The sequence below is a fragment of the Mycobacterium sp. PO1 genome (assembly GCF_017312405.1).
Lineage (GTDB): Bacteria > Actinomycetota > Actinomycetes > Mycobacteriales > Mycobacteriaceae > Mycobacterium.
In genome coordinates, this window is sequence record NZ_BLTG01000041.1 from 1 (window position 1) to 22,002 (window position 22,002).

At 68.0% G+C, this 22,002-nt stretch carries 26 protein-coding genes; 18 read left to right on the top strand and 8 right to left on the bottom strand.

Annotated elements, in window-relative coordinates:
- The first annotated feature begins 134 nt into the window (after nt 1-134).
- The 4 genes from dapB (at nt 135) to J3476_RS15185 (ending at nt 2,405) form a co-directional block, all read left to right on the top strand.
- Nucleotides 135-872 (top strand): 4-hydroxy-tetrahydrodipicolinate reductase, encoded by a 738-nt coding sequence (gene dapB, locus J3476_RS15170; RefSeq protein ID WP_207067253.1) that lies wholly within the window; start codon nt 135-137, stop codon nt 870-872.
- Nucleotides 869-1,339, top strand: coding sequence for a hypothetical protein (locus tag J3476_RS15175; protein ID WP_207067254.1), 471 nt, complete (start codon nt 869-871; stop codon nt 1,337-1,339). The genes dapB and J3476_RS15175 overlap by 4 nt, the downstream gene beginning before the upstream one ends.
- Entirely contained in the window at nt 1,339-1,791 is a 453-nt protein-coding gene (locus J3476_RS15180) for a flavodoxin family protein (RefSeq protein ID WP_207067255.1), read from the top strand. The genes J3476_RS15175 and J3476_RS15180 overlap by 1 nt, the downstream gene beginning before the upstream one ends.
- 152 nt (nt 1,792-1,943) lie before the next feature.
- Nucleotides 1,944-2,405 (top strand): hypothetical protein, encoded by a 462-nt coding sequence (locus J3476_RS15185; RefSeq protein ID WP_207067256.1) that lies wholly within the window; start codon nt 1,944-1,946, stop codon nt 2,403-2,405.
- Nucleotides 2,406-2,409: 4 nt separating this feature from the next.
- Here the strand turns inward: J3476_RS15185 and J3476_RS15190 are convergent, their stop codons facing one another.
- On the bottom strand, nt 2,410-3,147 hold the full coding sequence (locus J3476_RS15190; protein WP_207067257.1) for a dienelactone hydrolase family protein: 738 nt from the start codon (nt 3,145-3,147) through the stop codon (nt 2,410-2,412).
- Between the two features lie 43 nt (nt 3,148-3,190).
- Between J3476_RS15190 and J3476_RS15195 the strand changes: the two genes are divergently transcribed.
- The 5 genes from J3476_RS15195 to J3476_RS15215 are packed head-to-tail and all read left to right on the top strand — an operon-like array spanning nt 3,191 to nt 7,735.
- Entirely contained in the window at nt 3,191-3,991 is an 801-nt protein-coding gene (locus J3476_RS15195; RefSeq protein WP_207067258.1) for a thymidylate synthase, read from the top strand.
- Nucleotides 3,988-4,470 carry a dihydrofolate reductase gene (locus tag J3476_RS15200; RefSeq protein ID WP_207067259.1) on the top strand — a complete coding sequence of 161 codons (483 nt, stop codon included), beginning with the start codon at nt 3,988-3,990 and terminating at the stop codon, nt 4,468-4,470. Before J3476_RS15195 ends, J3476_RS15200 begins: the two co-directional genes overlap by 4 nt.
- A 35-nt stretch (nt 4,471-4,505) precedes the next feature.
- Nucleotides 4,506-5,699, top strand: a complete 1,194-nt coding sequence (locus J3476_RS15205; protein WP_286183154.1) for a winged helix-turn-helix domain-containing protein — start codon at nt 4,506-4,508, stop codon at nt 5,697-5,699.
- 32 nt (nt 5,700-5,731) lie between these two features.
- Nucleotides 5,732-6,628 carry a haloalkane dehalogenase gene (locus J3476_RS15210; RefSeq protein ID WP_207067261.1) on the top strand — a complete coding sequence of 299 codons (897 nt, stop codon included), beginning with the start codon at nt 5,732-5,734 and terminating at the stop codon, nt 6,626-6,628.
- A gap of 18 nt (nt 6,629-6,646) precedes the next feature.
- Nucleotides 6,647-7,735 (top strand): diguanylate cyclase, encoded by a 1,089-nt coding sequence (locus J3476_RS15215; protein ID WP_207067262.1) that lies wholly within the window; start codon nt 6,647-6,649, stop codon nt 7,733-7,735.
- Here J3476_RS15215 and J3476_RS15220 read toward each other — a convergent pair.
- Entirely contained in the window at nt 7,732-8,319 is a 588-nt protein-coding gene (locus J3476_RS15220; protein WP_207067263.1) for a nucleoside deaminase, read from the bottom strand. The genes J3476_RS15215 and J3476_RS15220 overlap by 4 nt on opposite strands.
- Before the next feature lie 113 nt (nt 8,320-8,432).
- On the opposite strand from J3476_RS15220, the gene thyX reads away from it, so the two are divergent.
- The 3 genes from thyX to J3476_RS15235 all read left to right on the top strand — a co-directional run bounded on the left by thyX (nt 8,433) and on the right by J3476_RS15235 (nt 11,996).
- Nucleotides 8,433-9,197, top strand: coding sequence for an FAD-dependent thymidylate synthase (gene thyX / locus J3476_RS15225; protein WP_207067264.1), 765 nt, complete (start codon nt 8,433-8,435; stop codon nt 9,195-9,197).
- Between the two features lie 206 nt (nt 9,198-9,403).
- On the top strand, nt 9,404-10,306 hold the full coding sequence (gene dapA / locus J3476_RS15230; protein ID WP_207067265.1) for a 4-hydroxy-tetrahydrodipicolinate synthase: 903 nt from the start codon (nt 9,404-9,406) through the stop codon (nt 10,304-10,306).
- 10 nt (nt 10,307-10,316) lie between these two features.
- Nucleotides 10,317-11,996 carry a ribonuclease J gene (locus J3476_RS15235; protein WP_207067266.1) on the top strand — a complete coding sequence of 560 codons (1,680 nt, stop codon included), beginning with the start codon at nt 10,317-10,319 and terminating at the stop codon, nt 11,994-11,996.
- Nucleotides 11,997-12,006: 10 nt separating this feature from the next.
- Here the strand turns inward: J3476_RS15235 and J3476_RS15240 are convergent, their stop codons facing one another.
- From J3476_RS15240 to J3476_RS15255, 4 genes are all read right to left on the bottom strand, one after another.
- The gene (locus J3476_RS15240; protein WP_286183139.1) at nt 12,007-12,804 is read right to left on the bottom strand and encodes a response regulator transcription factor; all 798 of its coding nucleotides are present in this window, start codon (nt 12,802-12,804) and stop codon (nt 12,007-12,009) included.
- A gap of 115 nt (nt 12,805-12,919) precedes the next feature.
- The gene (locus J3476_RS15245) at nt 12,920-13,789 is read right to left on the bottom strand and encodes an SAM-dependent methyltransferase (protein ID WP_207067267.1); all 870 of its coding nucleotides are present in this window, start codon (nt 13,787-13,789) and stop codon (nt 12,920-12,922) included.
- Between the two features lie 8 nt (nt 13,790-13,797).
- Entirely contained in the window at nt 13,798-14,616 is an 819-nt protein-coding gene (locus tag J3476_RS15250) for a mycofactocin-coupled SDR family oxidoreductase (RefSeq protein WP_207067268.1), read from the bottom strand.
- An 11-nt stretch (nt 14,617-14,627) separates the two neighbouring features.
- Nucleotides 14,628-14,942, bottom strand: coding sequence for a putative quinol monooxygenase (locus J3476_RS15255; protein WP_207067269.1), 315 nt, complete (start codon nt 14,940-14,942; stop codon nt 14,628-14,630).
- A gap of 139 nt (nt 14,943-15,081) precedes the next feature.
- Between J3476_RS15255 and J3476_RS15260 the strand changes: the two genes are divergently transcribed.
- Nucleotides 15,082-17,619, top strand: coding sequence for a DNA translocase FtsK (locus J3476_RS15260; protein WP_207067270.1), 2,538 nt, complete (start codon nt 15,082-15,084; stop codon nt 17,617-17,619).
- Here the strand turns inward: J3476_RS15260 and J3476_RS15265 are convergent.
- Complete coding sequence (locus J3476_RS15265; RefSeq protein ID WP_207067271.1) at nt 17,616-18,137, bottom strand: amino-acid N-acetyltransferase; 522 nt, start codon at nt 18,135-18,137, stop codon at nt 17,616-17,618. The genes J3476_RS15260 and J3476_RS15265 overlap by 4 nt on opposite strands.
- 42 nt (nt 18,138-18,179) lie before the next feature.
- Between J3476_RS15265 and pgsA the strand changes: the two genes are divergently transcribed.
- From pgsA to J3476_RS15290, 5 genes are all read left to right on the top strand, one after another.
- Nucleotides 18,180-18,776 carry a CDP-diacylglycerol--glycerol-3-phosphate 3-phosphatidyltransferase gene (pgsA, locus tag J3476_RS15270; protein ID WP_207067272.1) on the top strand — a complete coding sequence of 199 codons (597 nt, stop codon included), beginning with the start codon at nt 18,180-18,182 and terminating at the stop codon, nt 18,774-18,776.
- Complete coding sequence (locus J3476_RS15275) at nt 18,754-19,251, top strand: CinA family protein (protein ID WP_207067273.1); 498 nt, start codon at nt 18,754-18,756, stop codon at nt 19,249-19,251. The genes pgsA and J3476_RS15275 overlap by 23 nt, the downstream gene beginning before the upstream one ends.
- Before the next feature lie 116 nt (nt 19,252-19,367).
- The gene (gene clgR / locus J3476_RS15280) at nt 19,368-19,700 is read left to right on the top strand and encodes a transcriptional regulator ClgR (RefSeq protein ID WP_152516792.1); all 333 of its coding nucleotides are present in this window, start codon (nt 19,368-19,370) and stop codon (nt 19,698-19,700) included.
- A gap of 98 nt (nt 19,701-19,798) precedes the next feature.
- Nucleotides 19,799-20,629: a phage shock protein PspA gene (gene pspA, locus J3476_RS15285; RefSeq protein WP_207067274.1), complete on the top strand. Its 831-nt coding sequence runs from the start codon at nt 19,799-19,801 to the stop codon at nt 20,627-20,629.
- Between the two features lie 19 nt (nt 20,630-20,648).
- On the top strand, nt 20,649-21,467 hold the full coding sequence (locus J3476_RS15290) for a hypothetical protein (RefSeq protein WP_207067275.1): 819 nt from the start codon (nt 20,649-20,651) through the stop codon (nt 21,465-21,467).
- A gap of 76 nt (nt 21,468-21,543) precedes the next feature.
- Here J3476_RS15290 and J3476_RS15295 read toward each other — a convergent pair whose 3' ends face one another.
- Nucleotides 21,544-22,002, bottom strand: coding sequence for a limonene-1,2-epoxide hydrolase family protein (locus tag J3476_RS15295; protein ID WP_207067276.1), 459 nt, complete (start codon nt 22,000-22,002; stop codon nt 21,544-21,546).

The window sequence follows — 22,002 nt, forward strand, 5'->3', positions numbered from 1 at the left end:
GAACCTGAGGAGCCGCACACTAGTTCGACACCCCGACAGATCCGCCCGCGGATGTGACCACAGAAACCACAGTGACAAAAGAGGTTTCAGAGGTCACCCCGAGCGGAGCCGACTGCGGACGTTAGGGTTGAACCATGCGAGTCGGAGTGCTGGGCGCCAAGGGCAAGGTCGGCGCCGCCATGGTGGCCGGAGTCGAGAGTGCGGAAGATCTGACGTTCACCACCGGCGTCGACGCCGGCGACCCGCTCGAGGCGCTCACGGAGACGAACACCGAGGTCGTCATCGATTTCACCCATCCCAGTGTGGTGATGGACAATCTGAAGTTCTGCATCGACAACGGCGTTCACGCCGTGGTCGGCACCACCGGGTTCACCGATGAACGGTTGGACCAGGTGCGCCGATGGGTGGCCGACAAGCCCGACGCCTGCGTGCTCATCGCCCCGAACTTCGCTATCGGTGCGGTGCTGTCGATGCACTTCGCCGCCCAGGCCGCGCGGTTCTTCGAGTCGGTCGAGGTCATCGAACTGCACCATCCGTACAAGGCCGATGCTCCGTCCGGGACCGCAGTGCGGACCGCCAAGCTGATCGCCGAAGCGCGAAATGAGCTGCCGCCCAACCCCGACGCGACGAGTACCGGGCTCGACGGGGCCCGGGGCGCCGACGTCGATGGTGTCCCCGTCCATTCCGTCCGGCTGGCCGGTCTCGTCGCCCACCAAGAGGTGCTGTTCGGTACTCAGGGTGAGACGCTGACGATCCGGCACGACAGCATCGACCGCACCTCGTTCGTTCCCGGCGTCCTACTGGCGGTCCGCCGGATCCAAGAGTTCCCCGGCCTCACGGTCGGTATCGAACCGCTGCTCGATTTGTCATGAGCGAGGGCGGACGCGCGGTGCGGATCCAGCTGCTGATCGGCTTCATGTGCGTCGCGCTCATCGCCTATTTCTTCCTGTTGTGGCGCATCGCGTGGGCGTTCATCTCCTCGGGGGAAGCCGCCGCCGTCGGGCTGGGACTGGCCCTGATGATCCTGCCGTTCATCGGCTTGTGGGTCCTGGTTGCGACACTGCGCGCCGGTCTCGCCCACCAGCGCCTGGGCCGGATCATCCGGGACGAAGGGCTCGAACTCGACGTCAGCGCCCTCCCGAGAATGCCGTCGGGCCGCATCCAGCGCGACGCCGCGGACGCACTGTTTGCGACGGTGCGCGCCGAACTCGAGGCCGACCCGGACAATTGGCGCCGCTGGTATCGATTGGCACGTGCGTACGACTATGCCGGCGACCGCCCGCGTGCTCGCGAAACCATGAAGAAGGCCGTGCACATGGAGGAGCGGAGTTCTACCTGATGGCCCGTCTGCTGATCATTCACCACACGCCGTCGCCACACTGTCAGGAGATGCTCGAGGCTGTTGTCGCCGGAGCGACCGATCCCGAGATCGAGGGGGTCGAGGTGCTCCGGCGCCCGGCACTGACGGTCGCGGCGGCCGAGATGCTCGACGCCGACGGCTACGTTCTCGGCACGCCGGCCAACCTCGGCTACATCAGCGGTGCGCTCAAGCACGCATTCGACACGTCGTACTACCAGATCCTCGATGCCACACAGGGGCGCCCGTTCGGGCTCTGGCTGCACGGCAATGAGGGAACCGAGGGTGCGCAACGGGCTGTCGACGGCATCACCGCAGGTCTGGGGTGGGTCAAGGCATCCGACACCGTCGTGGTTGCGGGCAAGCCGAGCAAGGACGACCTCGAAGCGTGCTGGAACCTGGGGGGGACCGTCGCGGCGCATCTGATGGGTTGACAGCGCTCAGTCCGCCAAAGCTGTGCGCAGGGCGATCCGGAAGTCTTCCGCACCTGGCTCGGTACATTGCTCCTTGGCGCGGTCGTGCTCGTCACCATCGCCGGGGTCGTCGGCGCCACGCAGTTTCGCTGACCGCTCGACCAAGGAGTCTCATGCCCGGTCTCGCCGAAATCGCACTCGCCGGAGCGCCTATCGCCGGAGGCGCGCTGCTCGGCGCAGCCGCGGGGAACATCAAGCCGCCCGACATCCGAGCGATCATCACCAAGGATCTCGACCTGCTCGACCGCATCCCCGCAGAGCAAGTCGAGCGGCGTGCCCGGCTGCAGCGCAGCATCGATCAGCGCATCGACAGCCTCATCGATGCGACGGACAAGAGCCGGGAGCTGCGAGAAGCCGCGTCGCGCTACACCGGCTTCGGCGGTTGGAAAGACGTGCTGATCCTCGTCACCACCGTGCTGTTCACCATCATCTGGTGGCACGTGGACCATGCCCGCACCAACTGGTTGCTGATGTTCATCGTGCTCATCGCGGTGAACATTGCCGTGCTCGGTTACATCGTGCGCGATGTCCGCAATGCATTCGCGCGGACCGGCAAGACGGGCCGACACGGATAGCCGGTCAGCCCAGATGGGCGGCGAAGAACCTCTGGGTCGCCTCCCAGTGGCGCTGAGCCGCCGCCTCGTCGTACGGCGCGTTGTCGGGGACCGCGAAACCGTGCAATGCCGGGTACCACTCGATCGTGTGCCGCACCCCGGCCGCGGTCAGGGCCTTGTCCAGAGTTTCACCGTCCTCTGTGGTGAACGACCGGTCGTCCTGGGCGGCGCCGACGTAGACGGCGGCCTGGATACGGTCGGCGAGCAGATGGGGGCTGGCGGGATCGTCGGCGACCAGGCCGCCGCCGTGGAAGGACATCGCTGCGGCGACCCGTTTGGGCAACCGGCCCGCCACCATCAGTGATGTTCGACCGCCCATGCAGTATCCGGTGGTGCCGAAGGCCTGGTCGCGCACCTCGGCGCGCGCGTCGAGGTAGTCGAAGAACGCGTCGGCGTCGGTGGTCATGCGCTCGGGCGTCACCGAAGAGATCATCGCGAACAGCCGCTTGCGTTCGGCGTCGTCGGAGAACACCGTCGCCATCGAGAACGGCGCCCAGTCTCCTTCCCGGTAGTACACGTCAGGGACGAGCACCGCGTAGCCGTACCCGGCGAGGTTGTCGGCCATCGCCCGGAACGTCGGGCGCGCCCCTCCGGCGTCCGGGTACATCACCACTGCGGGCCAGGGGCCCTCTCCGTCCGGGGTGTGCAGTGTGACGGGGCAGGCGCCGTCCGCCGTGGTGACGGTGTCGGAGATGCTCGGCATGGGTTCCGTTCTACTCCCGGGTGGTCCACGTAAGCTAGGGCACGTGCCGATCGCCACCCCCTACGAAGATCTGTTGCGTCTGGTGCTCGAGTCGGGGACGCCGAAGGCGGATCGCACCGGCACAGGTACCCGCAGCGTCTTCGGCCATCAGATGCGCTTCGACCTCACCGCGGGCTTCCCGCTGATCACCACGAAGAAGGTGCACACCAAGTCGATCGTCTATGAGTTGCTGTGGTTCCTGCGCGGCGACTCCAACGTGCGGTGGCTGCAGGAGCGCGGTGTCACGATTTGGGACGAATGGGCTTCTCCCACCGGTGATCTCGGTCCGATCTATGGTGTCCAGTGGCGGTCGTGGCCCACGCCGTCCGGGGAGCACATCGATCAGATCAGTGCCGCGCTGCAGTTGCTCAGATCCGATCCGGACTCACGGCGCAACATCGTCTCGGCGTGGAATGTCGGCGAGATCGCCCAGATGGCGCTGCCCCCGTGCCACGCCTTCTTCCAGTTCTACGTGGCCGACGGCCGCTTGAGCTGTCAGCTGTACCAGCGCAGCGCCGACCTGTTCCTGGGAGTGCCGTTCAACATTGCCAGCTACGCCCTGCTGACCCACATGATGGCGGCACAGGCCGGCCTCAGCGTCGGCGAGTTCATCTGGACCGGAGGAGACTGCCACATCTACGACAATCACCGCGAGCAGGTCGCCGAGCAGCTGACCCGCGAGCCGCGGCCCTATCCGGAACTCGTTCTCGCGCCGCGAGATTCGATCTTCGACTACACCTACGAGGACGTTGACATCATCAACTACGACCCGCACCCGGCGATCAAGGCGCCCGTCGCCGTATGAGTGACGTCACGCTGATCTGGGCGCAGTCGTCATCCGGGGTGATCGGGCGTGGCAACTCCATCCCCTGGCACGTCCCGGAAGACATGGCTCGCTTCAAGGAGCTGACCATGGGCCACACCGTCATCATGGGCAGGACCACCTGGGAGTCGTTGCCTGCGCGCTTCCGGCCGCTGCCGGGGCGCCGGAATGTCGTACTCACCCGGCATGCTGACTACGTGGCAGACGGAGCAGAAGTGGTCAGCAGCCTCGAGGACGCCCCGCTCGACGACGCGTGGGTTATCGGGGGTTCCCAGGTCTACGGGTTGGCGTTGCCGCTGGCCGGCCGGTGTGAGGTCACCGAGGTCGACATCGACATCCACCGTGAGGACGACGACGTGCTCGCCCCACTGCTTGACGAGGCATGGTTCGGTACCGCGGGCGACTGGCAGGACAGTTCGTCGGGTCTGCGGTACCGGTACTACACCTACATCCGCGCGTGACGACGCTGTCCGCCGCGCAGGCGCGGCGGGTGGCGATGGCGGCGCAGGGCTTTCATGAACCCGCTCCCCGCGGACCGGTGACCCGGGCACACCTCAAGCGCCTGATCGCTCGGCTGCAGGTGCTGCAGCTGGACTCGGTGTCGGTGGCGGTGCGGGCTCACTACGCGCCGGTGTTCAGCCGACTCGGCCCCTACGATCGCGACGTGCTGGACCGGGCCGCCTGGAGTCACTCGGAGCGGTCGCCGCGGTTGCTGATCGAATACTGGGCGCACGAGGCCGCGCTGATGGCGGTGGAGGACTGGCCCCTGCTGCGATGGCGGATGCGGCAGTACCGCCACGGTCGGTGGGGGACCGACATCGTCAAGAAGAACGCGCGGCTCGCCGAGGAAGTGCTGGCCGCCGTCGCCGAACTGGGTCCGTGTACCGCGGGCCAGATCGAGGCGTATCTGGAGTCCGAACCGCGTGGCCGCAAGGGGCCGTGGTGGGATCGCAGTGAGACGAAGTGGGTGGCCGAGGCGCTGTGGTCGTCGGGGGCGCTGACAACCGCGACGCGGATCGGGTTCGCCCGGCACTACGAACTCACCGAGCGGGTGCTGCCTGCCGCGGTGCTGAACCGGCAGGTGGACGAGGCCGACGCGGTGCGGGAACTGTGCCTGCGGGCGGCCTCGGCTCTCGGGGTGGGCACCGAAGCCGACATCCGCGACTACTTCCGGCTGGCTGCCGCGCAGGTCAAGCCAGCGCTGGCCGATCTGGTCGGCGCCGGGTACCTCGAGCGCGTCGATGTCGAGGGATGGAGCGCGCCTGCCTACCTGCGTGTCGGTCAGGTGATCCCCCGCCAGGACAGAGGCACGGCGCTGCTGTGCCCGTTCGACCCGCTGATCTTCTTCCGGCCCCGCGTCGAGCGCCTCTTCGATGGGTTCCACTACCGCATCGAGATCTACACGCCCGCTCCGAAGAGGCGCTACGGCTACTACGTGTGGCCGTTCCTGCTCGACGGCAAGATGGTGGGCCGCGTCGACCTCAAGGCCGACAGGGCGGCAGGTGCGCTGATGGTGCTCGGTGCGTTCGTCGAGGACGGATGTGAGGCCGCGCGGGTGGCCGGCCCGATGGCACGCGAGCTGTCCGCGATGGCCGGTTGGCTCGGGCTGGACGCGGTGACCGTCGCAGCGCGCGGTGACCTGGCGCCGGCGCTGTTACGTGCGGTGGGACAGCCCGCTGGAACCGAGTAGCGTATTCGTTGCCTCAGCAAAGGAGCCGAACCGTGGACTTCCTCCGCACGCCCGATGAGCGATTCGCCGACCTGCCGGATTATCCGTTCGCGCCGCACTACGTCGACGTCGACGGGCTGCGGATGCACTACCTGGACGAAGGGCCGCCGGACGGAGAGGTCGTGCTGCTGCTCCACGGCGAGCCGTCGTGGAGCTATCTGTACCGGCGGATGATCCCGGTTCTGACCCGAGCCGGGTTGCGGGCGGTGGCCATCGACCTCGTCGGATTCGGCCGCAGCGACAAGCCGACCCGGCGTGAGGACTACACCTACCAGGCACACGTCGACTGGACCTGGTCAGCCATCGAAGCGATCGGACTGACCGACATCACGCTGGTGTGCCAGGACTGGGGTGGGCTCATCGGCTTGCGGCTGGTCGGCGAACACCCCGAGCGGTTCGCCCGCGTCGTGGCGGCCAACACCGTGCTGCCCACCGGTGACCTCGATCCGGGAGAGGCCTTCCTGGCCTGGCGGCAGTTCAGCCAGGAGTCACCGGACTTCCCGGTCGGCAAGATCATCGGGGGTGCCTGCGTCGGAAAGCTCACACCCGAGGTGGCCGCGGCCTACGACGCGCCGTTTCCCGACGAATCCTTCAAGGCCGGTGCGCGCCAGTTCCCGATGCTGGTGCCGACGCGACCTGACGACCCGGCCTCCGCGGCAAACCGGGCCGCGTGGGAGGTCCTCCGGACATTCGACAAGCCGTTCCTGTGCGCGTTCTCCGACTCCGATCCGATCACCCGGGCTGCGGAGCCGTTGTTACGCAAGCAGATCCCGGGCGCCGAGGGTCAGACGCACGTGACCATCACCGAGGCCGGGCACTTCCTTCAGGAGGACAAGGGCGTCGAACTCGCGGAGGCCGTCGTCCAGTTCGTCGCCGCGAACCCGCAGTAGCGTACCCACCGGTCCGGCATGGCGACGGTGTGGCGGGAGGCCGACCAGTTCGACTGGTTCGGTGCATACCTGCTGGACCGCGGACTGCAGACGCAGTGGCGGATCGCAACCTTCGTCTTCACCATCTGCCTGGCGGCGGTGCCGTTGGTCATGCTGGGCAGTCCGGTGGGGCCGGACACCCCGCTGGCCAGATGGATTGCGGTGGCCGCGGCGGCCGCAGCAGGCAGCGCGTCACTGGTGTGGTTGTTCACCTGGCCGAGCCGACGAGGTTCGGTGGCCTACAACATCATCTGCAGCGCGTGTATCGCCGCGACGTGCCTGTCGCTGTCCAACGCCTACGGCGCGTTGATGGGCTGCACTGTGTTCGCGGTGATCGGCGGATTCCTGGCGTATTTCCACGCGGTCGGCCATGTGCTGGCCAATCTCGCCCTGGGCATGGCGTGTGCTGTCGTCGCCGCGGCCCGGTTGGTGGTCGAGACCGGCGATGTGGCGCTGACGGTGGCTGCGGCGCTGATCGTGACGGCGCTGAACGTCGGAATCCCTTTCGGGATCTTCTCTTTGGTGCATTCGCTGCGTATCGATCTGCGCAACTCCGACCGTGACCCGCTCACCGGGCTGCTGAACCGGCGTTCCTTCTCCAATGCCGTCGCAGAGCTCATCGCGGCACAGCCGCCGAGCCTGCGCAGGCGGTTGAACGTGACGATGGTGGACCTCGACAACTTCAAGCGGCTCAACGACTCCCAGGGGCATGCGGTCGGGGATCAGGCGTTGGTCAGTGTCGCGGCCGTGCTGAGGGAGAGCTGCGACGCCGGCGCCGCGATCGCACGTCTGGGCGGCGAAGAATTCGTCATCGCCGACACCCAGTTCGTCGCCCGTCACCGCGCGATCGTCGAACGCATCCGGCAGGGCATCGCCTCGACACCGTTCGGCGTCACCGCCAGTCTGGGCACCTGCTCTGCGGTCATGGACCCGCACGTAGCGGTGGTGGCGTCGGAGTTCGTCGACCGCCTGATCAGGATGGCCGATTCGGCGATGTACACCGCCAAGCGCGCCGGCGGCGATCGCGTCGAGCACTGCCCGCTGGAGCAGTCCGAAGGCGACGGCTAGCTGAGCGGAATCTCGTTGTCGCCCTTGTGCTGCTGATAGCGACGGGACAGTGCGTCATAGCGGCCGCGGATGCGGTCGCGCTGGGAGAGCAACCTCTGTCGCTGCGGCTCGGGTTGCGCGTCGATCAGGTCGCCGATCGCGTAGGCGGTCCAGAACTCGTTGCTGCGGCGGTAACCACCTGGGTCGAGGCCGAACAGCTCCTTGAGGATCTTCAGGTCGTGCGGGATGGCGAAGCTGTCCCGCGAGTCCTCGTGGCTGTAGAAGTAGTGGTAGTTGTCGAACCCGGCCCAGGTGATCGCCGACATGCACAACGTGCACGGTTCATGGGTGCTCAGGAACAGCAGATCTTCGGTGGCCGGGCGCTGCGGCAACTCGTAGAACTGCCTGAGGGTGTTCACCTCGCCATGCCACAGCGGGTTGGCGGTCTCGTCGTTGGTTCCGGCGATGACCACCGACAGGTCGGTCTTGGCGAGCAGGGCCGCGCCGAACACCTTGTTACCCGCGGCCACCCCGCGCTCCGTCAGCGGCAGGATGTCGTCTTCGATCACATCGAGCAGGCGGGCGGCGAGGTGGGGGGCGGCCATGGATCACCCTAACCTTTGTTGGCGCTGCGCTCATGGCGGCGAAGTGCGAGTGCACCCCGCCGCTGATGCAGTCTCGACGAAGGCTGGTGGGGTGATGGCGTTAGGCTCACGCCGTGGCCGAGATCGCGCCGCTGCGGGTGCAGCTGATCGCCAGAACGGAATTCTGCCCGCCGCCCGACGTCCCCTGGGAGACCGATGCCGACGGGGGCCCGGCGCTGGTCGAGTTCGCTGGGCGAGCCTGCTATCAGAGCTGGTCGAAGCCCAATCCGCGGACGGCGACCAACGCCTCGTACCTGCGCCACATCATCGATGTCGGTCACTTCGCGGCACTCGAGCACGCCTCGGTGACGTTCTACGTCACCGGCATCTCGCGGTCGTGCACCCACGAGCTGGTTCGGCACCGGCACTTCTCGTTCTCGCAGCTGTCCCAGCGTTACGTGCCTGACGACCAGGCCGAGGTGGTGGCGCCGCCCGGTGTCGACGACGACCCCGAACTGGTGGAGATCCTGTCCGCCGCCGCCGATGCCAGCCGAGCGGCCTACACCGAGCTGCTGGCCCGTCTGGAGGCCAAGTTCATGGCCGACCAGCCCGGTGAGCGGACCGCGGTGTTGCGCCGAAAGCAGGCCCGCCAGGCCGCCCGGGCCGTGCTGCCGAACGCCACCGAGTCGCGCATCGTGGTCACCGGCAATTACCGGGCATGGCGGCACTTCATCGCGATGCGCGCCAGCGAGCACGCCGACGTGGAGATCCGGCGCTTGGCGATCACCTGTCTGCGTCAGCTCATCGATCTCGCGCCGCAGGTCTTCTCCGACTTCGAGATCGCTGAACTCGCTGATGGCACCGAGGTCGCGACGAGCCCCCTGGCGACGGAGGCGTAGCCGACCCGGCCGGCACCGGGGCGTAGCCGACCCGGCCGGCACCGGGGCGTAGCCGACCCGGCCGGCACCGGGGCGTAGCCGACCCGGCCGGCACCGGGGCGTAGCCGACCCGGCAGACACGGCGGCGTAGCCGACCCGGCCGGCACCGGGGCGTAGCCCGAAAGGCATTCGTGAGCGCGTGGGCTGAGCAGGTAACCTAGTTGCCCGTGAGTACCAGCGGATTCGACGCCCCCGCCCGTTTGGGCACGTTGCTGACCGCCATGGTTACTCCGTTCAAGCCCGACGGCACGCTCGATACCGCTGCGGCCGCCCGGCTGGCCACCCATCTGATCGACCAGGGGTGCGACGGGCTGGTGTTGTCCGGGACCACCGGCGAATCCCCGACGACCACCGATGACGAGAAGATCGCGCTGTTGCGCACGGTGCTGGAGGCCGTCGGTGACCGGGCCCGCATCATCGCCGGAGCCGGCAGCTACGACACCGCGCACAGCATGCACCTGGCCAAGGCGTGCGCCGCTGAGGGTGCCCACGGGCTGCTCGTGGTCACCCCGTACTACTCGCGACCGCCGCAGTCCGGGCTGCTGGCCCATTTCACCGCTGTCGCCGACAGCACCGATCTGCCGATCGTTCTCTACGACATCCCGCCGCGCTCAGTGGTGCCGATCGCGTGGGACACGCTGCGGGCGCTGGCCCAGCACCCCAACATCGTCGCGGTCAAGGACGCCAAGGCGGACCTGCACGGCGGCGCGCAGATCATCGCCGAGACCGGGCTGGCGTATTACTCCGGCGACGACTCGCTGAATCTGCCGTGGCTGGCAATGGGCGCCGTCGGGTTCGTCAGCGTGTGGGGGCACGTGGCCACCAGTCAGCTGCGGGAGATGATGACGGCGTTCCACTCCGGCGACGTCGCCACCGCGCGCAAGATCAGCGTCACACTGGGTCCGCTGTGCGGGGCGCAGATGCGCCTCGGCGGTGTCACGCTCGCCAAGGAGGGTCTGCGACTACAGGGCTTCGAGGCCGGTGATCCGCGCCTGCCCCAGATGCCCGCCAACGCCGAACAGATCGAGGCGCTGGCCGCCGACATGCGCGCCGCCGCGGTGCTGAGGTAGTGGGCCGCTAGTGGATTCAGCGTTCACCCCACCGGAGCCCCTGGCCCCAGGCGGCCTGCGCGTCACCGCGTTGGGCGGCATCAACGAGATCGGTCGCAACATGACCGTTTTCGAGCATCTGGGACGACTGTTGATCGTCGACTGCGGCGTCTTGTTCCCGACGCACGACGAACCGGGCGTCGACCTGATCCTGCCCGACCTGCGGCACATCGAGCGCCGGCTCGACGAGATCGAGGCGGTCGTCGTCACCCACGCGCACGAAGACCACATCGGTGCGATCCCGTTTCTGCTCAAGTTGCGCGCCGACATTCCGATCGTCGGATCGAAGTTCACGCTCGCACTGGTGTCGGCAAAGTGCCGCGAGCACCGGATCAAGCCCGTCCTGGTCGAAGTCTCCGAAGGGCAGCGCTCCGAGCACGGCGTGTTCGAATGCCAGTACTTCGCCGTCAACCACTCCATCCCCGGCTGCCTCGCCATCGCGATCCACACCGGTGCCGGAACGGTGCTGCACACCGGGGACATCAAGCTCGACCAGATGCCACTGGACGGCAGACCCACCGACCTGCCCGGGATGTCGCGGCTGGGTGACGCCGGCGTGGACCTGTTCCTGTGTGACTCCACGAACGCCGACATCCCGGGTGTCGGACCGTCGGAAAGTGAGATCGGCCCGGCGCTGCACCGGTTGATCCGCGGCGCCGAGGGCCGCGTCATCGTCGCGTGCTTCGCTTCCAACGTCTACCGGGTGCAGCAGATCATCGATGCTGCCGTGGCACTGGGACGGCGCGTGTCGTTCGTCGGACGTTCGATGGTGCGCAACATGGGCATCGCCCGGGAGCTGGGTTATCTCGACGTCGCCGACGAGGATGTGCTCGACATCGCCGCCGCTGAGATGATGCCGGCCGACCGTGTCGTGCTGATCACCACCGGCACCCAGGGCGAGCCGATGGCCGCCCTGTCACGAATGTCGCGCGGTGAGCACCGCAGCATCACGCTGACGGACGGTGACCTGATCATCCTGTCCTCGTCGCTGATCCCGGGCAACGAGGAAGCCGTGTACGGCGTGATCGATTCACTGGCCAAGATCGGCGCCCGCGTCGTCACCAACCAGCAGGCGCGCGTCCACGTCTCCGGGCACGCCTACGCCGGCGAGTTGGCGTTCCTCTACAACGGCGTGCGGCCGCGCAACGTCATGCCCGTGCACGGGACCTGGCGGATGCTGCGGGCCAACGCCGCGCTGGCCGCGCGCACCGGCGTGCCGCACGACAACATCGTCGTCGCCGAGAACGGTGTCAGCGTGGACCTGGTGGCCGGACGCGCGACCATCGCCGGCGCGGTGTCGGTGGGCAAGATGTTCGTCGACGGCTTGATCACCGGCGATGTCGGGGATGCCACACTGGGGGAGCGGCTCATCCTGTCCTCGGGTTTCGTCGCGGTCACCGTGGTCGTCCGGCGCGGCACGGGGAAGGCCGCGGCGCCCGCGCACCTGCATTCTCGCGGCTTCTCGGAGGACCCCAAGGCACTCGAGGCGGTAGCTCGCAAGGTCGAGGCCGAGCTGGAGAACCTTGCCTCGCAGAACATCACCGACCCGACCAGGATCGCTCAGGCGGTTCGCCGGACGGTCGGCAAGTGGGTGGGGGAGACCTACCGCAGACAGCCGATGATCGTGCCGACCGTGATCGAGATCGGCTGACCGAGCTGGTTCAGCGGGCGGGTTGGTCGAGCCGGTAGCCCAGACCGCGCACCGAGACGAACCGGCGGGCACCTAGTTTGCTGCGCAGATATCGGACGTACACGTCGACGACGTTGGAACTCGCGGCATGCTCGTGTCCCCACACCGTGCTCAGCAGGTGTTGGCGGGACAGCACCTCGCCGGGGTGGCGGAGGAACTTCGCGGCCAGCGCGCATTCACGGGCCGACAGGTCGACGAAGTAGTCACCGACATGGGCGCGACGTGCGGTCAGATCGAGCCGCAGATCGCCGTGGGTCAGCTGGGTCGGCTCGGGGGTCCGTCCGGCCGGCGACAGCCACCTTCGCACTTTGGCGAGCAGTTCTTCGAAGCGGAACGGGGTGCACAGGTAGTCGTCGGCCTGTCCCTCCATTCCGACGACGGCCCCGGTGGCGCTGCCGCGCGGTCGCAGCATCAGGGCGGGCAATTCGACGCCCTGGGCGCGCAGACGCCGCACCACCTCGATGCCGTCGAGACGGGGCAGGTCGATGTCGATGACCAGTAGATCGGCCTGGCCGCTTCGCGCCGCAGACAGTGCCGCGGCGCCGTCGGCGACCACCCGCACCGCGAAGCCATGGGCAGTGAGTCCGCGCGCCACCAGCGAGGCGATACGCGGCTCGTCGTCGGCGACGAGCACGGTCGCGGTCTGCGCGACGCGGCGACGGATCTGACCGTCGGACCGCCGGTCGGCGACTCCGTGAATCGCCGCGGGTTGTCGCTTTCGCGCGATCAACACCGACGCGTTCTCTGCCCTCGTCGTGGTCATCGTCATGGCAAGCTGCCTTCTGCGGGTGGTCGTCTGCCACCGTTGCCGGTGGGGTACCCACTCGTCGCCGAAAGTGTGCACGCCCCTGATCGGCGCGCCACCTCATCGGCGCACCACCTCGTCAGCGCTCCGCCAGCGCCGTCCACTCGAGCTGTGACGCGGACAGCGTGCGGCCGGTGGGACGGATGTAGGTGTCGCGGAAGTAGCTCGGACCAGCCTGCTCGACGAGACGCCAGCCGTACTCGTCGAGCAGTTCTCCGACGTCTTCGCGGACCAGGCCCGACTGCCACACCTGCCGTCGTTGCCGGAATCGGCGATAGAGCGCCTCGGCTCCATGCAGGTCGGTGCCGTCGACGAAGTCTTGTCGGATGTAGGTGAAGACGAGCCGGCTTCCCGGTGCGGCGTCTCTGAGCTGGTCGAGAGTGCTGCGCACGGCCTCAGGGCGCAGGTACTGGGTGACGCCCTCCCAGATGAAGAACGTGCGATCGCCGTGCCGGAAGCCCGCTGCCTGCAGCGCCGGCATCAACGGTTCCGTCTCGAAATCCAGCGGGACGAGCCGCACCGATGGGGGTGTGGCGCCGAGCACTCGCTGTAATACCGCTGCTTTGCGCTCGGTGTTGACGTGCTGGTCGACCTCGAACACCGGCATGTCGCTGTGGCGGGCGATCCGGCAGGCCCGGGTGTCCAGTCCGGCGCCCAGCACGACGACGGTGTCGACGTCGTTGAGCGGATCTGACAACCGTTCGTCGATGTAGCGCTTGCGGCAGGCGATGCTGGCCCACAGTCCGGGACCCGATCGCTCCGACGCCGCGGCGAGAGCTCGGCGCACCGCGCCTGTCCGTGCCGACCGGACCAGCCAACGCCACCGCGCGGGCAGGAACGACTCGGCCAGATCGTCGTCGACGAGGCGTCTGCCCGGTGACTCGTTGTGCTCGATCGCCGCCAGCACCATGGGGCCGAGTGCGGTCTGGGCCGCGGGGTTGCCGGACACTGTGGCAATCAGCGCTTGTTGACGTAGCCGGCGTCGACCGGCAGCGTCACGCCGGTGACGTAGCGGGCCGCGTCGGACACCAGCCAGAACGCCGCGTTGGCGATGTCTTCGGGTTCCAGCGCCTGCACCGGAAGTGCGTTGCCCATGTCCGGCCCGCCCTGGCTCTCCTGAGCGATGCCGTCCAGCCAGGACCGGGTGAACTCGTTGTCGATCATCGGCGTGTTCACGCCGGCCGGGTGTACCGAGTTGACCCGGATGCTGTACTGCGCAAGGAAGTTCGCATACACCCGCATGATGCCCACGATGCCGTGCTTGGCCGCGGCGTAGCCCACCGAGCCGCCGACCGGCGACCCCAGGCCGACGAGTCCTGCGACCGAACTGGTGAGCACGATGGATCCGCCGTTGCCGAACTTGATCATCGGCTTCATCGCCACGTCGATGGTGTGATAGACGCCGGTCAGATTGACGTCGATGACGTCCTGCCAGGCCTCCGCGGCCGCCATGGGTGCGATGCCGGCGTTGGCGATCACGATGTCGAGCCGATCGCCCAGGGCTTCGGTCCCGGAGCGAACCGCGGCCTTGACGGCGTCGCGGTCGCGCACGTCGGCCTGACAAGCCACGATCCGCGCACCCGTCTCCTCGACGAGCTTGACGGTGGCATCCATGTCCTCAGGCGTGGCCAGCGGGTAGGGCACGGACGCGATCTGCTCGCACAGGTCCAGGGCGATGATGTCGGCGCCTGCGGCCGCGAGCTTGACCGCGTGGGCCCGGCCCTGACCGCGAGCGGCGCCGGTGATGAATGCGACCTTGCCGGTGAGCTCGCCCATGCTGGGAAAGACTACGGGCGCAGTTGGCCCTTGGCGGGATCACCCGCGACGACCGGCTGCAGCATCTTGATGTCGGGCGCGCCGTCGAGCAGTTCGCCGATGGTCCCGAACAGCGTGGCGACGGCCGGCGCCTTGCTGTGCTCGCCGAGAGCGTCGGCGTCCGCCCACTGTTCGACGAAGACGAAGGTTCCGTCGGCTTCATGCAGCGAATACAGCTGGCACCCGGGCTCGTCATGCACCGCTTCGACCGCCTGCTGACATGCCTGCCGGACCTTGTCCACGGAATCGGACTTGGCGGTCATGGTGGCGACGACAACGACAGGCATGGGGACTCCTCGCTGAGCATGTGCTGGACAGTTGTCCACTTTATTACGCGATCGACGGACCGCGGCGAGGGATCGAAACCAATCTGTTACCAGTGTGGCAGATGGTGCATGTGAGGTCCTTGCGACTAGGCTTGCACCCATGGCTAGTAAGACCGCGGCTCGCTCTTCTGCCCGTCCGAGCAGGTCAAAGGCCGGTTCGCGGGGCGGGTCGCGGCCCGCGCGTCCGGCCGCGCAGCGCCGCAAGCCGGCGCCGCGCGACCCGTCGATCGTCTCGTCAGCGGGCACCGCGGTGGGCCGCGGCGTCCGCGCCGGCTGGCTCATGCTCGCCAAGGGCGCCGGCAGCACCGCCCGCTCGGTCGGCCGTGCCCGCGAGCTCGAACCCGGCCACCGGCGCGACGGCATCGCGCTGGCGCTGCTCGGCCTGGCAGTGGTCGTGGCGGCCGGATCGTGGTTCGACGCCGCGCGCCCGGTCGGTGCGTGGCTCGACACTGTCGTGCGCGTGCTGGTCGGCGACGCGGTCGTCCTGGTCCCGATCGCGCTGGCCGTCCTCGGAGTCACGCTGATGCGCTCCGAACCCGATCCAGAAGCCCGCCCCCGGCTGATCCTGGGTACCGCGATGATCATCGTGCCCGCTCTGGGCCTGTGGCACCTGTGGTCGGGTTCGCCGTCGGATCCCGCGGCACGGCAACACGCCGGCGGCTTCGTCGGATTCGCGATCGGCGGCCCGCTCGCCGACGGGCTCACGGCGTGGATCGCCGCCCCGCTGCTGTTCATCGGCGTGTTGTTCGGGGTGCTGCTGGTGACCGGTACGACCATCCGGGAGGTCCCGGCCACCGTGCGGGCGATGTTCTCCACCCGGCTCGGCGACGACTACGACTACGATGACGACGAGTACGACGACCAGGATGCCGCCGACGGCAGCGCACCCCAGGATTTCTCCGACGGTTACTACGACGACCCGGCCGCATACGGCATCGACGAAGACCAGGCCTGGCCTTCGCCCACCCAGACCACCGAGGTGCTGCCGAAGCCGGGTGGCTCGCCGTTGGACAACTACCCGGTCGACCCCGACATCGCGGATGCGCCGACCACTCCTGAGCCGGCCGCCCGTGCGCGCAAGAAGCCGCGCAAGGAGGCGAAGCTGTCCCTGGACCGCGTCGTCGAAGGTCCCTACACGCTGCCGTCGCTCGACCTGCTCGTGGCCGGAGACCCGCCCAAGCGGCGCAGCGCCGCCAACGAGCAGATGGAGAACTCGATCACCTCGGTGCTGCGGCAGTTCAAGGTCGACGCCGCGGTGACCGGCTGCACGCGTGGCCCCACGGTCACGCGCTACGAGGTGGAGTTGGGCCCGGGCGTCAAGGTCGAGAAGATCACCGCGCTGCACCGCAACATCGCCTATGCGGTGGCCACCGAGAGTGTCCGCATGCTGGCGCCGATCCCGGGCAAGTCGGCGGTCGGCATCGAGGTCCCCAACACCGACCGCGAAATGGTGCGGCTGGCCGATGTGCTGACCGATCCGGCCACCCGCTCCGATCACCATCCGCTCGTCATCGGGTTGGGCAAAGACATTGAGGGCGAGATGATCTCGGCCAACCTGGCCAAGATGCCGCACCTGCTGGTAGCCGGCTCCACCGGCTCGGGCAAGTCCAGCTTCGTCAACTCGATGCTGGTCTCGCTGCTCGCCCGCGCCACTCCGGAGGAGGTCAGGATGATCCTGATCGACCCGAAGATGGTGGAACTCACGCCCTACGAGGGCATTCCGCATCTGATCACGCCCATCATCACCGAACCGAAGAAGGCCGCCGCCGCGTTGGCATGGCTGGTCGAGGAGATGGAGCAGCGCTACCAGGACATGCAGGCCTCCCGGGTGCGCCACATCGACGTCTTCAACGACAAGGTGCGCTCCGGTGAGATCACCGCACCACTGGGGTCACAGCGCGAGTACAAGCCCTACCCGTACATCGTCGCCATCGTCGACGAGCTCGCCGACCTGATGATGACCGCGCCGCGCGACGTGGAGGACGCCATCGTGCGCATCACCCAGAAGGCGCGCGCCGCGGGGATTCACCTCGTATTGGCCACCCAGCGACCGTCCGTCGACGTGGTCACCGGCCTGATCAAGACCAACGTGCCGTCAAGGCTGGCGTTCGCCACCTCGTCGCTGACCGACAGCCGGGTCATCCTGGATCAGCAAGGCGCCGAGAAGTTGATCGGCATGGGCGACGGCCTGTTCCTGCCGATGGGCGCCAACAAGCCGATCCGCCTGCAGGGCGCGTTCATCACCGACGAGGAGATCCACGCGGTCGTCTCGGCGACCAAAGAGCAGGCCGAACCCGAGTACACCGAAGGTGTCACCGCGGTGAAGGCCGGCGAGCGCAAGGACGTCGATCCCGACATCGGCGACGACATGGATGTCTTCCTGCAGGCGGTCGAGCTGGTGGTGTCGTCGCAGTTCGGTTCGACCTCGATGCTGCAGCGCAAGCTGCGGGTGGGCTTCGCCAAGGCGGGCCGGTTGATGGACCTGATGGAGACCCGCGGCATCGTGGGTCCCTCGGAGGGGTCGAAGGCGCGCGAGGTACTCGTCAAACCCGACGAACTCGCCGGCACGCTCGCCCTGATCCGCGGCGGCAGCGATGCTTCCGGCGCGGACACCGCGGACGAGGCGGACGACTTCTAGAGGGTCAGCAGCATCCGCGTGTTGCCCAGGATGTTGGGCTTGACGAACGACAGATCCAGGAATTCGGCCACGCCGGTGTCATAGGACCGGCACATCTCCTCGTACACCTCGGCGGTGACCGGCGTGCCGTCGATCTCGGCGAACCCGTGACGGCTGAAGAACTCGGTCTCGAAGGTGAGCACGAAGATCCGCTGCAGGTGCAACTCCTTGGCGACCGCGAGCAGTTGCGCTACCAGCGCGTGCCCGACTCCCTGGCCCCGCACCTTGGGATGCACGGCCACGGTGCGTACCTCGCCCAGATCCGACCACAGCACGTGCAGCGCGCCGCAGCCGATCAGTTCGCCGTGCAGCTCGGCGACCCAGAACTCCTGGACCGACTCGTACAGCGTCACCAGGTTCTTCTCCAGCAGGATCTTCCCGGCGTAGATGTCGACGAGTGCCTTGATGGCGGGGACGTCGGTCGTGCGTGCCCGCCGCACGACGAGCTGACCGTCGGACTCGGCGGGTGCTGCGCTCACACACCGAAGAGTATCGGTTGGGGCAACCAGTATTCTGTGGCAGTGCCGGGCCAACCACACACCGATCCGGTGGTTCCACGTGTGCGCGTGGCCAATCTGGCCAACGTGCTCACCGGCATCAGGATGGTGCTGGTTCCGGTTTTCCTGGTGGCGTTGTTCGTCGCGGACGGTCATGAAACGTTCTGGCGGATAGTGGCATTCGTCGTTTTCGCGGTGGCGGTCATCACCGACCGGTTCGACGGCGCGCTGGCCCGCAGCTACGGCATGGTGACGGAATTCGGCACCTTGGCCGATCCGATCGCCGACAAGGCGCTGATCGGTGCGGCGCTGATCGGACTCTCGGTGCTCGGCGACCTGCCGTGGTGGGTGACCGCAGTGATCCTGGCCAGGGAGCTGGCGGTGACGGTGCTGCGGTTCGTGGTGCTGCGCCGGGGCGTCATCCCCGCGAGCCGGGGAGGCAAGTTGAAGACGCTGGTCCAGGCCGTGGCGATCGGCCTGTTCGTGCTGCCGCTGTCCGGGGGGTGGCTGGTGGTGGGATGGGTGGTCATGTCCGCGGCGGTGGTGCTGACGGTGCTCACCGGCCTGGACTATTTCGTGTCGGCGGTCAGGGACTGGCGTGGACGACCCGCTGGTCACTGACGACGCCCGGGCGCTCGTCGCCGACCTGACTGTCCGCCGGCAGAGCGTGGCGACCGCCGAGTCACTGACCGCGGGGTTGGTGGCCGCGACCCTGGCAGGGGTGCCCGGAGCCAGCGTTGTGCTGCGCGGGGGACTGATCACCTACACCGTCGAATCGAAGATCGACCTGGCCGGGGTGGCCCCCGAACTGCTGGCCGATGTCGGTCCGGTCGCCGAGCCCACCGCGCGGGCGTTGGCCGTCGGCGCGCAACAACGCTGTGGCGCGACGTGGGGAGTGGGCGTGACCGGCGTGGCCGGTCCCGAGCCGCACGGTGGCCATCCGGTGGGCACCGTGTTCGTCGGCATCGCCGGCCCGGTGGACACCGAGGTGGAGGCGCTGGTGCTCCACGGCACCCGCTGGGACATCCGGTTCGCGGCGGTGCGCGCCACACTGAGCCGCCTACGTGAGCTGGTGGAGGGCCAGGATCGGGGCTAGCGCGCCTGTCATTGCACATCGAGTGTTCAGGTCGGGAACCATCCGGGCGATACCGAGCGTTGGGCTAGGTAGGCAAGGAGGCAACCGAGCCCACCCCCCAAGGCGAGGAGACCGCGATGACGACATTGCTGCGCGAGGTGATCGGCGACGTGCTGCGCCGCGCCCGAGTCGAGCAGGGCCGCACGCTGCGTGAGGTCTCCGACTCTGCTCGGGTCAGCCTGGGCTACCTGTCCGAGGTGGAGCGGGGTCGCAAGGAGCCGTCGAGCGAGTTGCTCGGCTCCATCTGCGGAGCCCTGGACGTGCCGCTGTCGAAGGTGCTCACCGAGGCCGCCGACGAGATGGCCCACGAAGAGTCGATCGCCGCTGCCGTCGAGAAGGCCAGCACCGCAGGCATCGATGTCAGCACCAAGGTCGTCATTCCCCATGTGTCGTCGATGGCGGTGGCCTGACCCCTCCGGCGTGCAGGGGTGTGGTGATCTGGGCCGAACCGATAAGTTGGGTCCCAGCACGTCAGCAAGTTCGACACACACGAAGGCGGAATGAACCCATGGCCAATCCGTTCGTCAAGGCGTGGCGCTATCTCATGGCGCTGTTCAGCTCGAAGGTCGACGAGTATGCCGATCCGAAGGTGCAGATCCAGCAGGCCATCGAGGAAGCCCAGCGTCAGCATCAGGCGCTGACCCAGCAGGCCGCCCAGGTGATCGGTAATCAGCGCCAGCTGGAGATGCGACTGAACCGGCAGCTGGCCGACATCGAGAAACTGCAGGTCAACGTCCGCCAAGCGCTGACGTTGGCGGACCAGGCCGTCGCTGCCGGAGACTCGGCCAAGGCCACTGAGTACAACAACGCCGCGGAGGCGTTCGCCGCTCAGCTGGTCACCGCCGAGCAGAGTGTCGAGGACCTCAAGGGTCTGCATGATCAGGCCCTCCAGGCCGCCGGGCAGGCCAAGAAGGCGGTCGAGCAGAACGCGATGATGCTCCAGCAGAAGATCGCCGAGCGCACCAAGCTGCTCAGCCAGCTCGAGCAGGCGAAGATGCAGGAGCAGGTGTCTGCGTCGCTGCGGGGGATGAGCGAGCTGTCGGCGCCCGGCGCCACGCCGAGCCTGGACGAGGTTCGCGACAAGATCGAGCGCCGATACGCCGACGCGATGGGCTCCGCTGAGCTCGCCCAGAACTCGGTGCAGGGCCGCATGATGGAGGTCCAGCAGGCCAGCGTGCAGATGGCGGGACACTCGCGGCTCGAACAGATCCGCGCGTCGATGCGGGGCGAGCAGCTGCCCGCGGGCAGCCAGAGCGCTACCCCCGCCACGCCCGGCCAGACCCCGGCCACGCCGTCAGCCACCCCCAACCCCACTCCGGAAAACCCACTGTCGCAGTAACTTCGAGGACGTCGTTGTCATGAGCACCCGGACCAGCAGACCAGACACCTGGCGGTCGCTGACACAGCGCGGCGTGGACACCGCTGCCGAGTGGTCGGAACTGCTGGCCGACAAGTTGCACGCCGCGGCCGACCCCCGCGCCAAGATGCTGCGCAAGCGGCGGTGGGCCCTGCGCCTGGGTGTGTTCTTCTCGGTGTGCACGGTGTTCTGGATCGGGGTGACTGCGCTGCTGGCGTCCTGGAGCACCCCGGTGTGGGCGCTGTTCATTCCGTCGCCGATCGCGGTGGGCGCCGCGTTCCTGGCGACGCTGGCGTTCCTGCGCTACCGCTGGCTGCGTGGAGAGCCTCTCCCTCCCGCGCGAAGCCGCACGGGGCGACGGTTGCCCCCGTGGGGCTCGGCGGCCCGTCAGTCGATGGCGTCGCTGGCCGCCTCCGAGCGCGGGTTGTTCTCCCTGATCGGGATCATGGAACGCGGTCAGCTGTTGCCCGCCGGTGATCTGCTCGAACTGCGGGTCGCCGCCGAGCAGACCGCCGCGACGATGGCCGCGACGGCCGCCGAGGTGGTGTCGATGGAGAAGACGGTCAAGGCCGCGCCGCAGTCGCGGGCACATCTGGCGCCGACGATCGCCGCGTTCGCCACCCAGCTCGACCGGGGTGCCCGCCAGTACACCGAGATGGTCTCGGCGGCTGCGCAATTGGTGTCGGCGGCGAACTCGGGGTCGCTGTCGAGTTCGCCGATGTCGCAGCGCCGCTACCGTGAGCAGCTCAACGCGGCGACAGACAGGTTGACCGGCTGGGCGCAGGCGTTCGACGAACTGGGCCGCCTGCGCGGCGCCTGAACACTTCTATCGGGCGCCCTCGACGTACCGGATGGCACGCTCGGGGGCTCGACGATCACGTGAGCGGCGAACGCCCTCAGAACGACACCCGCTTCGACGGGATGAGCGCAGCCAGCGCCGCCCGCACCGGGGCCTTGACCATGATGTCGAAGAAGTCGAAGTAGTCCCGCCACAACTCGATCTGTCCGTTGTGGACCTCGAAGGTTCCGCACACCCAGAACTGCAGGCGCACCGGACCGAAGATCAGTGCGTCGGTGCGCTCGGTCAGCACGGTGCTGCCCTCCTGGGCGATCCGGTGGAACTTGACGGCGAAACCCATCCGGCCCTGGCCTCGGCGCAGCAGATTCATGATCCGGGCCCGGCCACGCAGGGAAGGCAGGCCGACGTTCTGCCAGAGCAGGTCGGGAGCGGCCAACGATTCGACGGTGTCGAAGTCCTCCTGGGCCATGGCGAACAGGAACTTCTGCACGATCTCGGCGTTGTCGGCCGCCGCGGTGACGTTGGTGGTCGTCGGTTCCGGGACGTTGTCAGTCAT

What these genes read in the sequence shown, in the direction of transcription:
- J3476_RS15185 (WP_207067256.1), top strand. Translation starts at nt 1,944, where the DNA reads ATGCCCGGTCTCGCCGAAATCGCACTCGCCGGAGCGCCTATCGCCGGA.
- J3476_RS15250 (WP_207067268.1), bottom strand. Translation starts at nt 14,616, where the DNA reads ATGGGCGAGCTCACCGGCAAGGTCGCATTCATCACCGGCGCCGCTCGC.
- pspA (WP_207067274.1), top strand. Translation starts at nt 19,799, where the DNA reads ATGGCCAATCCGTTCGTCAAGGCGTGGCGCTATCTCATGGCGCTGTTC.
- J3476_RS15190 (WP_207067257.1), bottom strand. Translation starts at nt 3,147, where the DNA reads ATGCCGAGCATCTCCGACACCGTCACCACGGCGGACGGCGCCTGCCCC.
- J3476_RS15290 (WP_207067275.1), top strand. Translation starts at nt 20,649, where the DNA reads ATGAGCACCCGGACCAGCAGACCAGACACCTGGCGGTCGCTGACACAG.
- J3476_RS15295 (WP_207067276.1), bottom strand. Translation starts at nt 22,002, where the DNA reads ATGACTGACAACGTCCCGGAACCGACGACCACCAACGTCACCGCGGCG.
- J3476_RS15175 (WP_207067254.1), top strand. Translation starts at nt 869, where the DNA reads ATGAGCGAGGGCGGACGCGCGGTGCGGATCCAGCTGCTGATCGGCTTC.
- J3476_RS15200 (WP_207067259.1), top strand. Translation starts at nt 3,988, where the DNA reads ATGAGTGACGTCACGCTGATCTGGGCGCAGTCGTCATCCGGGGTGATC.
- J3476_RS15205 (WP_286183154.1), top strand. Translation starts at nt 4,506, where the DNA reads ATGGCGGCGCAGGGCTTTCATGAACCCGCTCCCCGCGGACCGGTGACC.
- J3476_RS15240 (WP_286183139.1), bottom strand. Translation starts at nt 12,804, where the DNA reads ATGACGATGACCACGACGAGGGCAGAGAACGCGTCGGTGTTGATCGCG.
- clgR (WP_152516792.1), top strand. Translation starts at nt 19,368, where the DNA reads ATGACGACATTGCTGCGCGAGGTGATCGGCGACGTGCTGCGCCGCGCC.
- J3476_RS15215 (WP_207067262.1), top strand. Translation starts at nt 6,647, where the DNA reads ATGGCGACGGTGTGGCGGGAGGCCGACCAGTTCGACTGGTTCGGTGCA.
- J3476_RS15220 (WP_207067263.1), bottom strand. Translation starts at nt 8,319, where the DNA reads ATGGCCGCCCCCCACCTCGCCGCCCGCCTGCTCGATGTGATCGAAGAC.
- dapB (WP_207067253.1), top strand. Translation starts at nt 135, where the DNA reads ATGCGAGTCGGAGTGCTGGGCGCCAAGGGCAAGGTCGGCGCCGCCATG.
- J3476_RS15255 (WP_207067269.1), bottom strand. Translation starts at nt 14,942, where the DNA reads ATGCCTGTCGTTGTCGTCGCCACCATGACCGCCAAGTCCGATTCCGTG.
- J3476_RS15260 (WP_207067270.1), top strand. Translation starts at nt 15,082, where the DNA reads ATGGCTAGTAAGACCGCGGCTCGCTCTTCTGCCCGTCCGAGCAGGTCA.
- J3476_RS15180 (WP_207067255.1), top strand. Translation starts at nt 1,339, where the DNA reads ATGGCCCGTCTGCTGATCATTCACCACACGCCGTCGCCACACTGTCAG.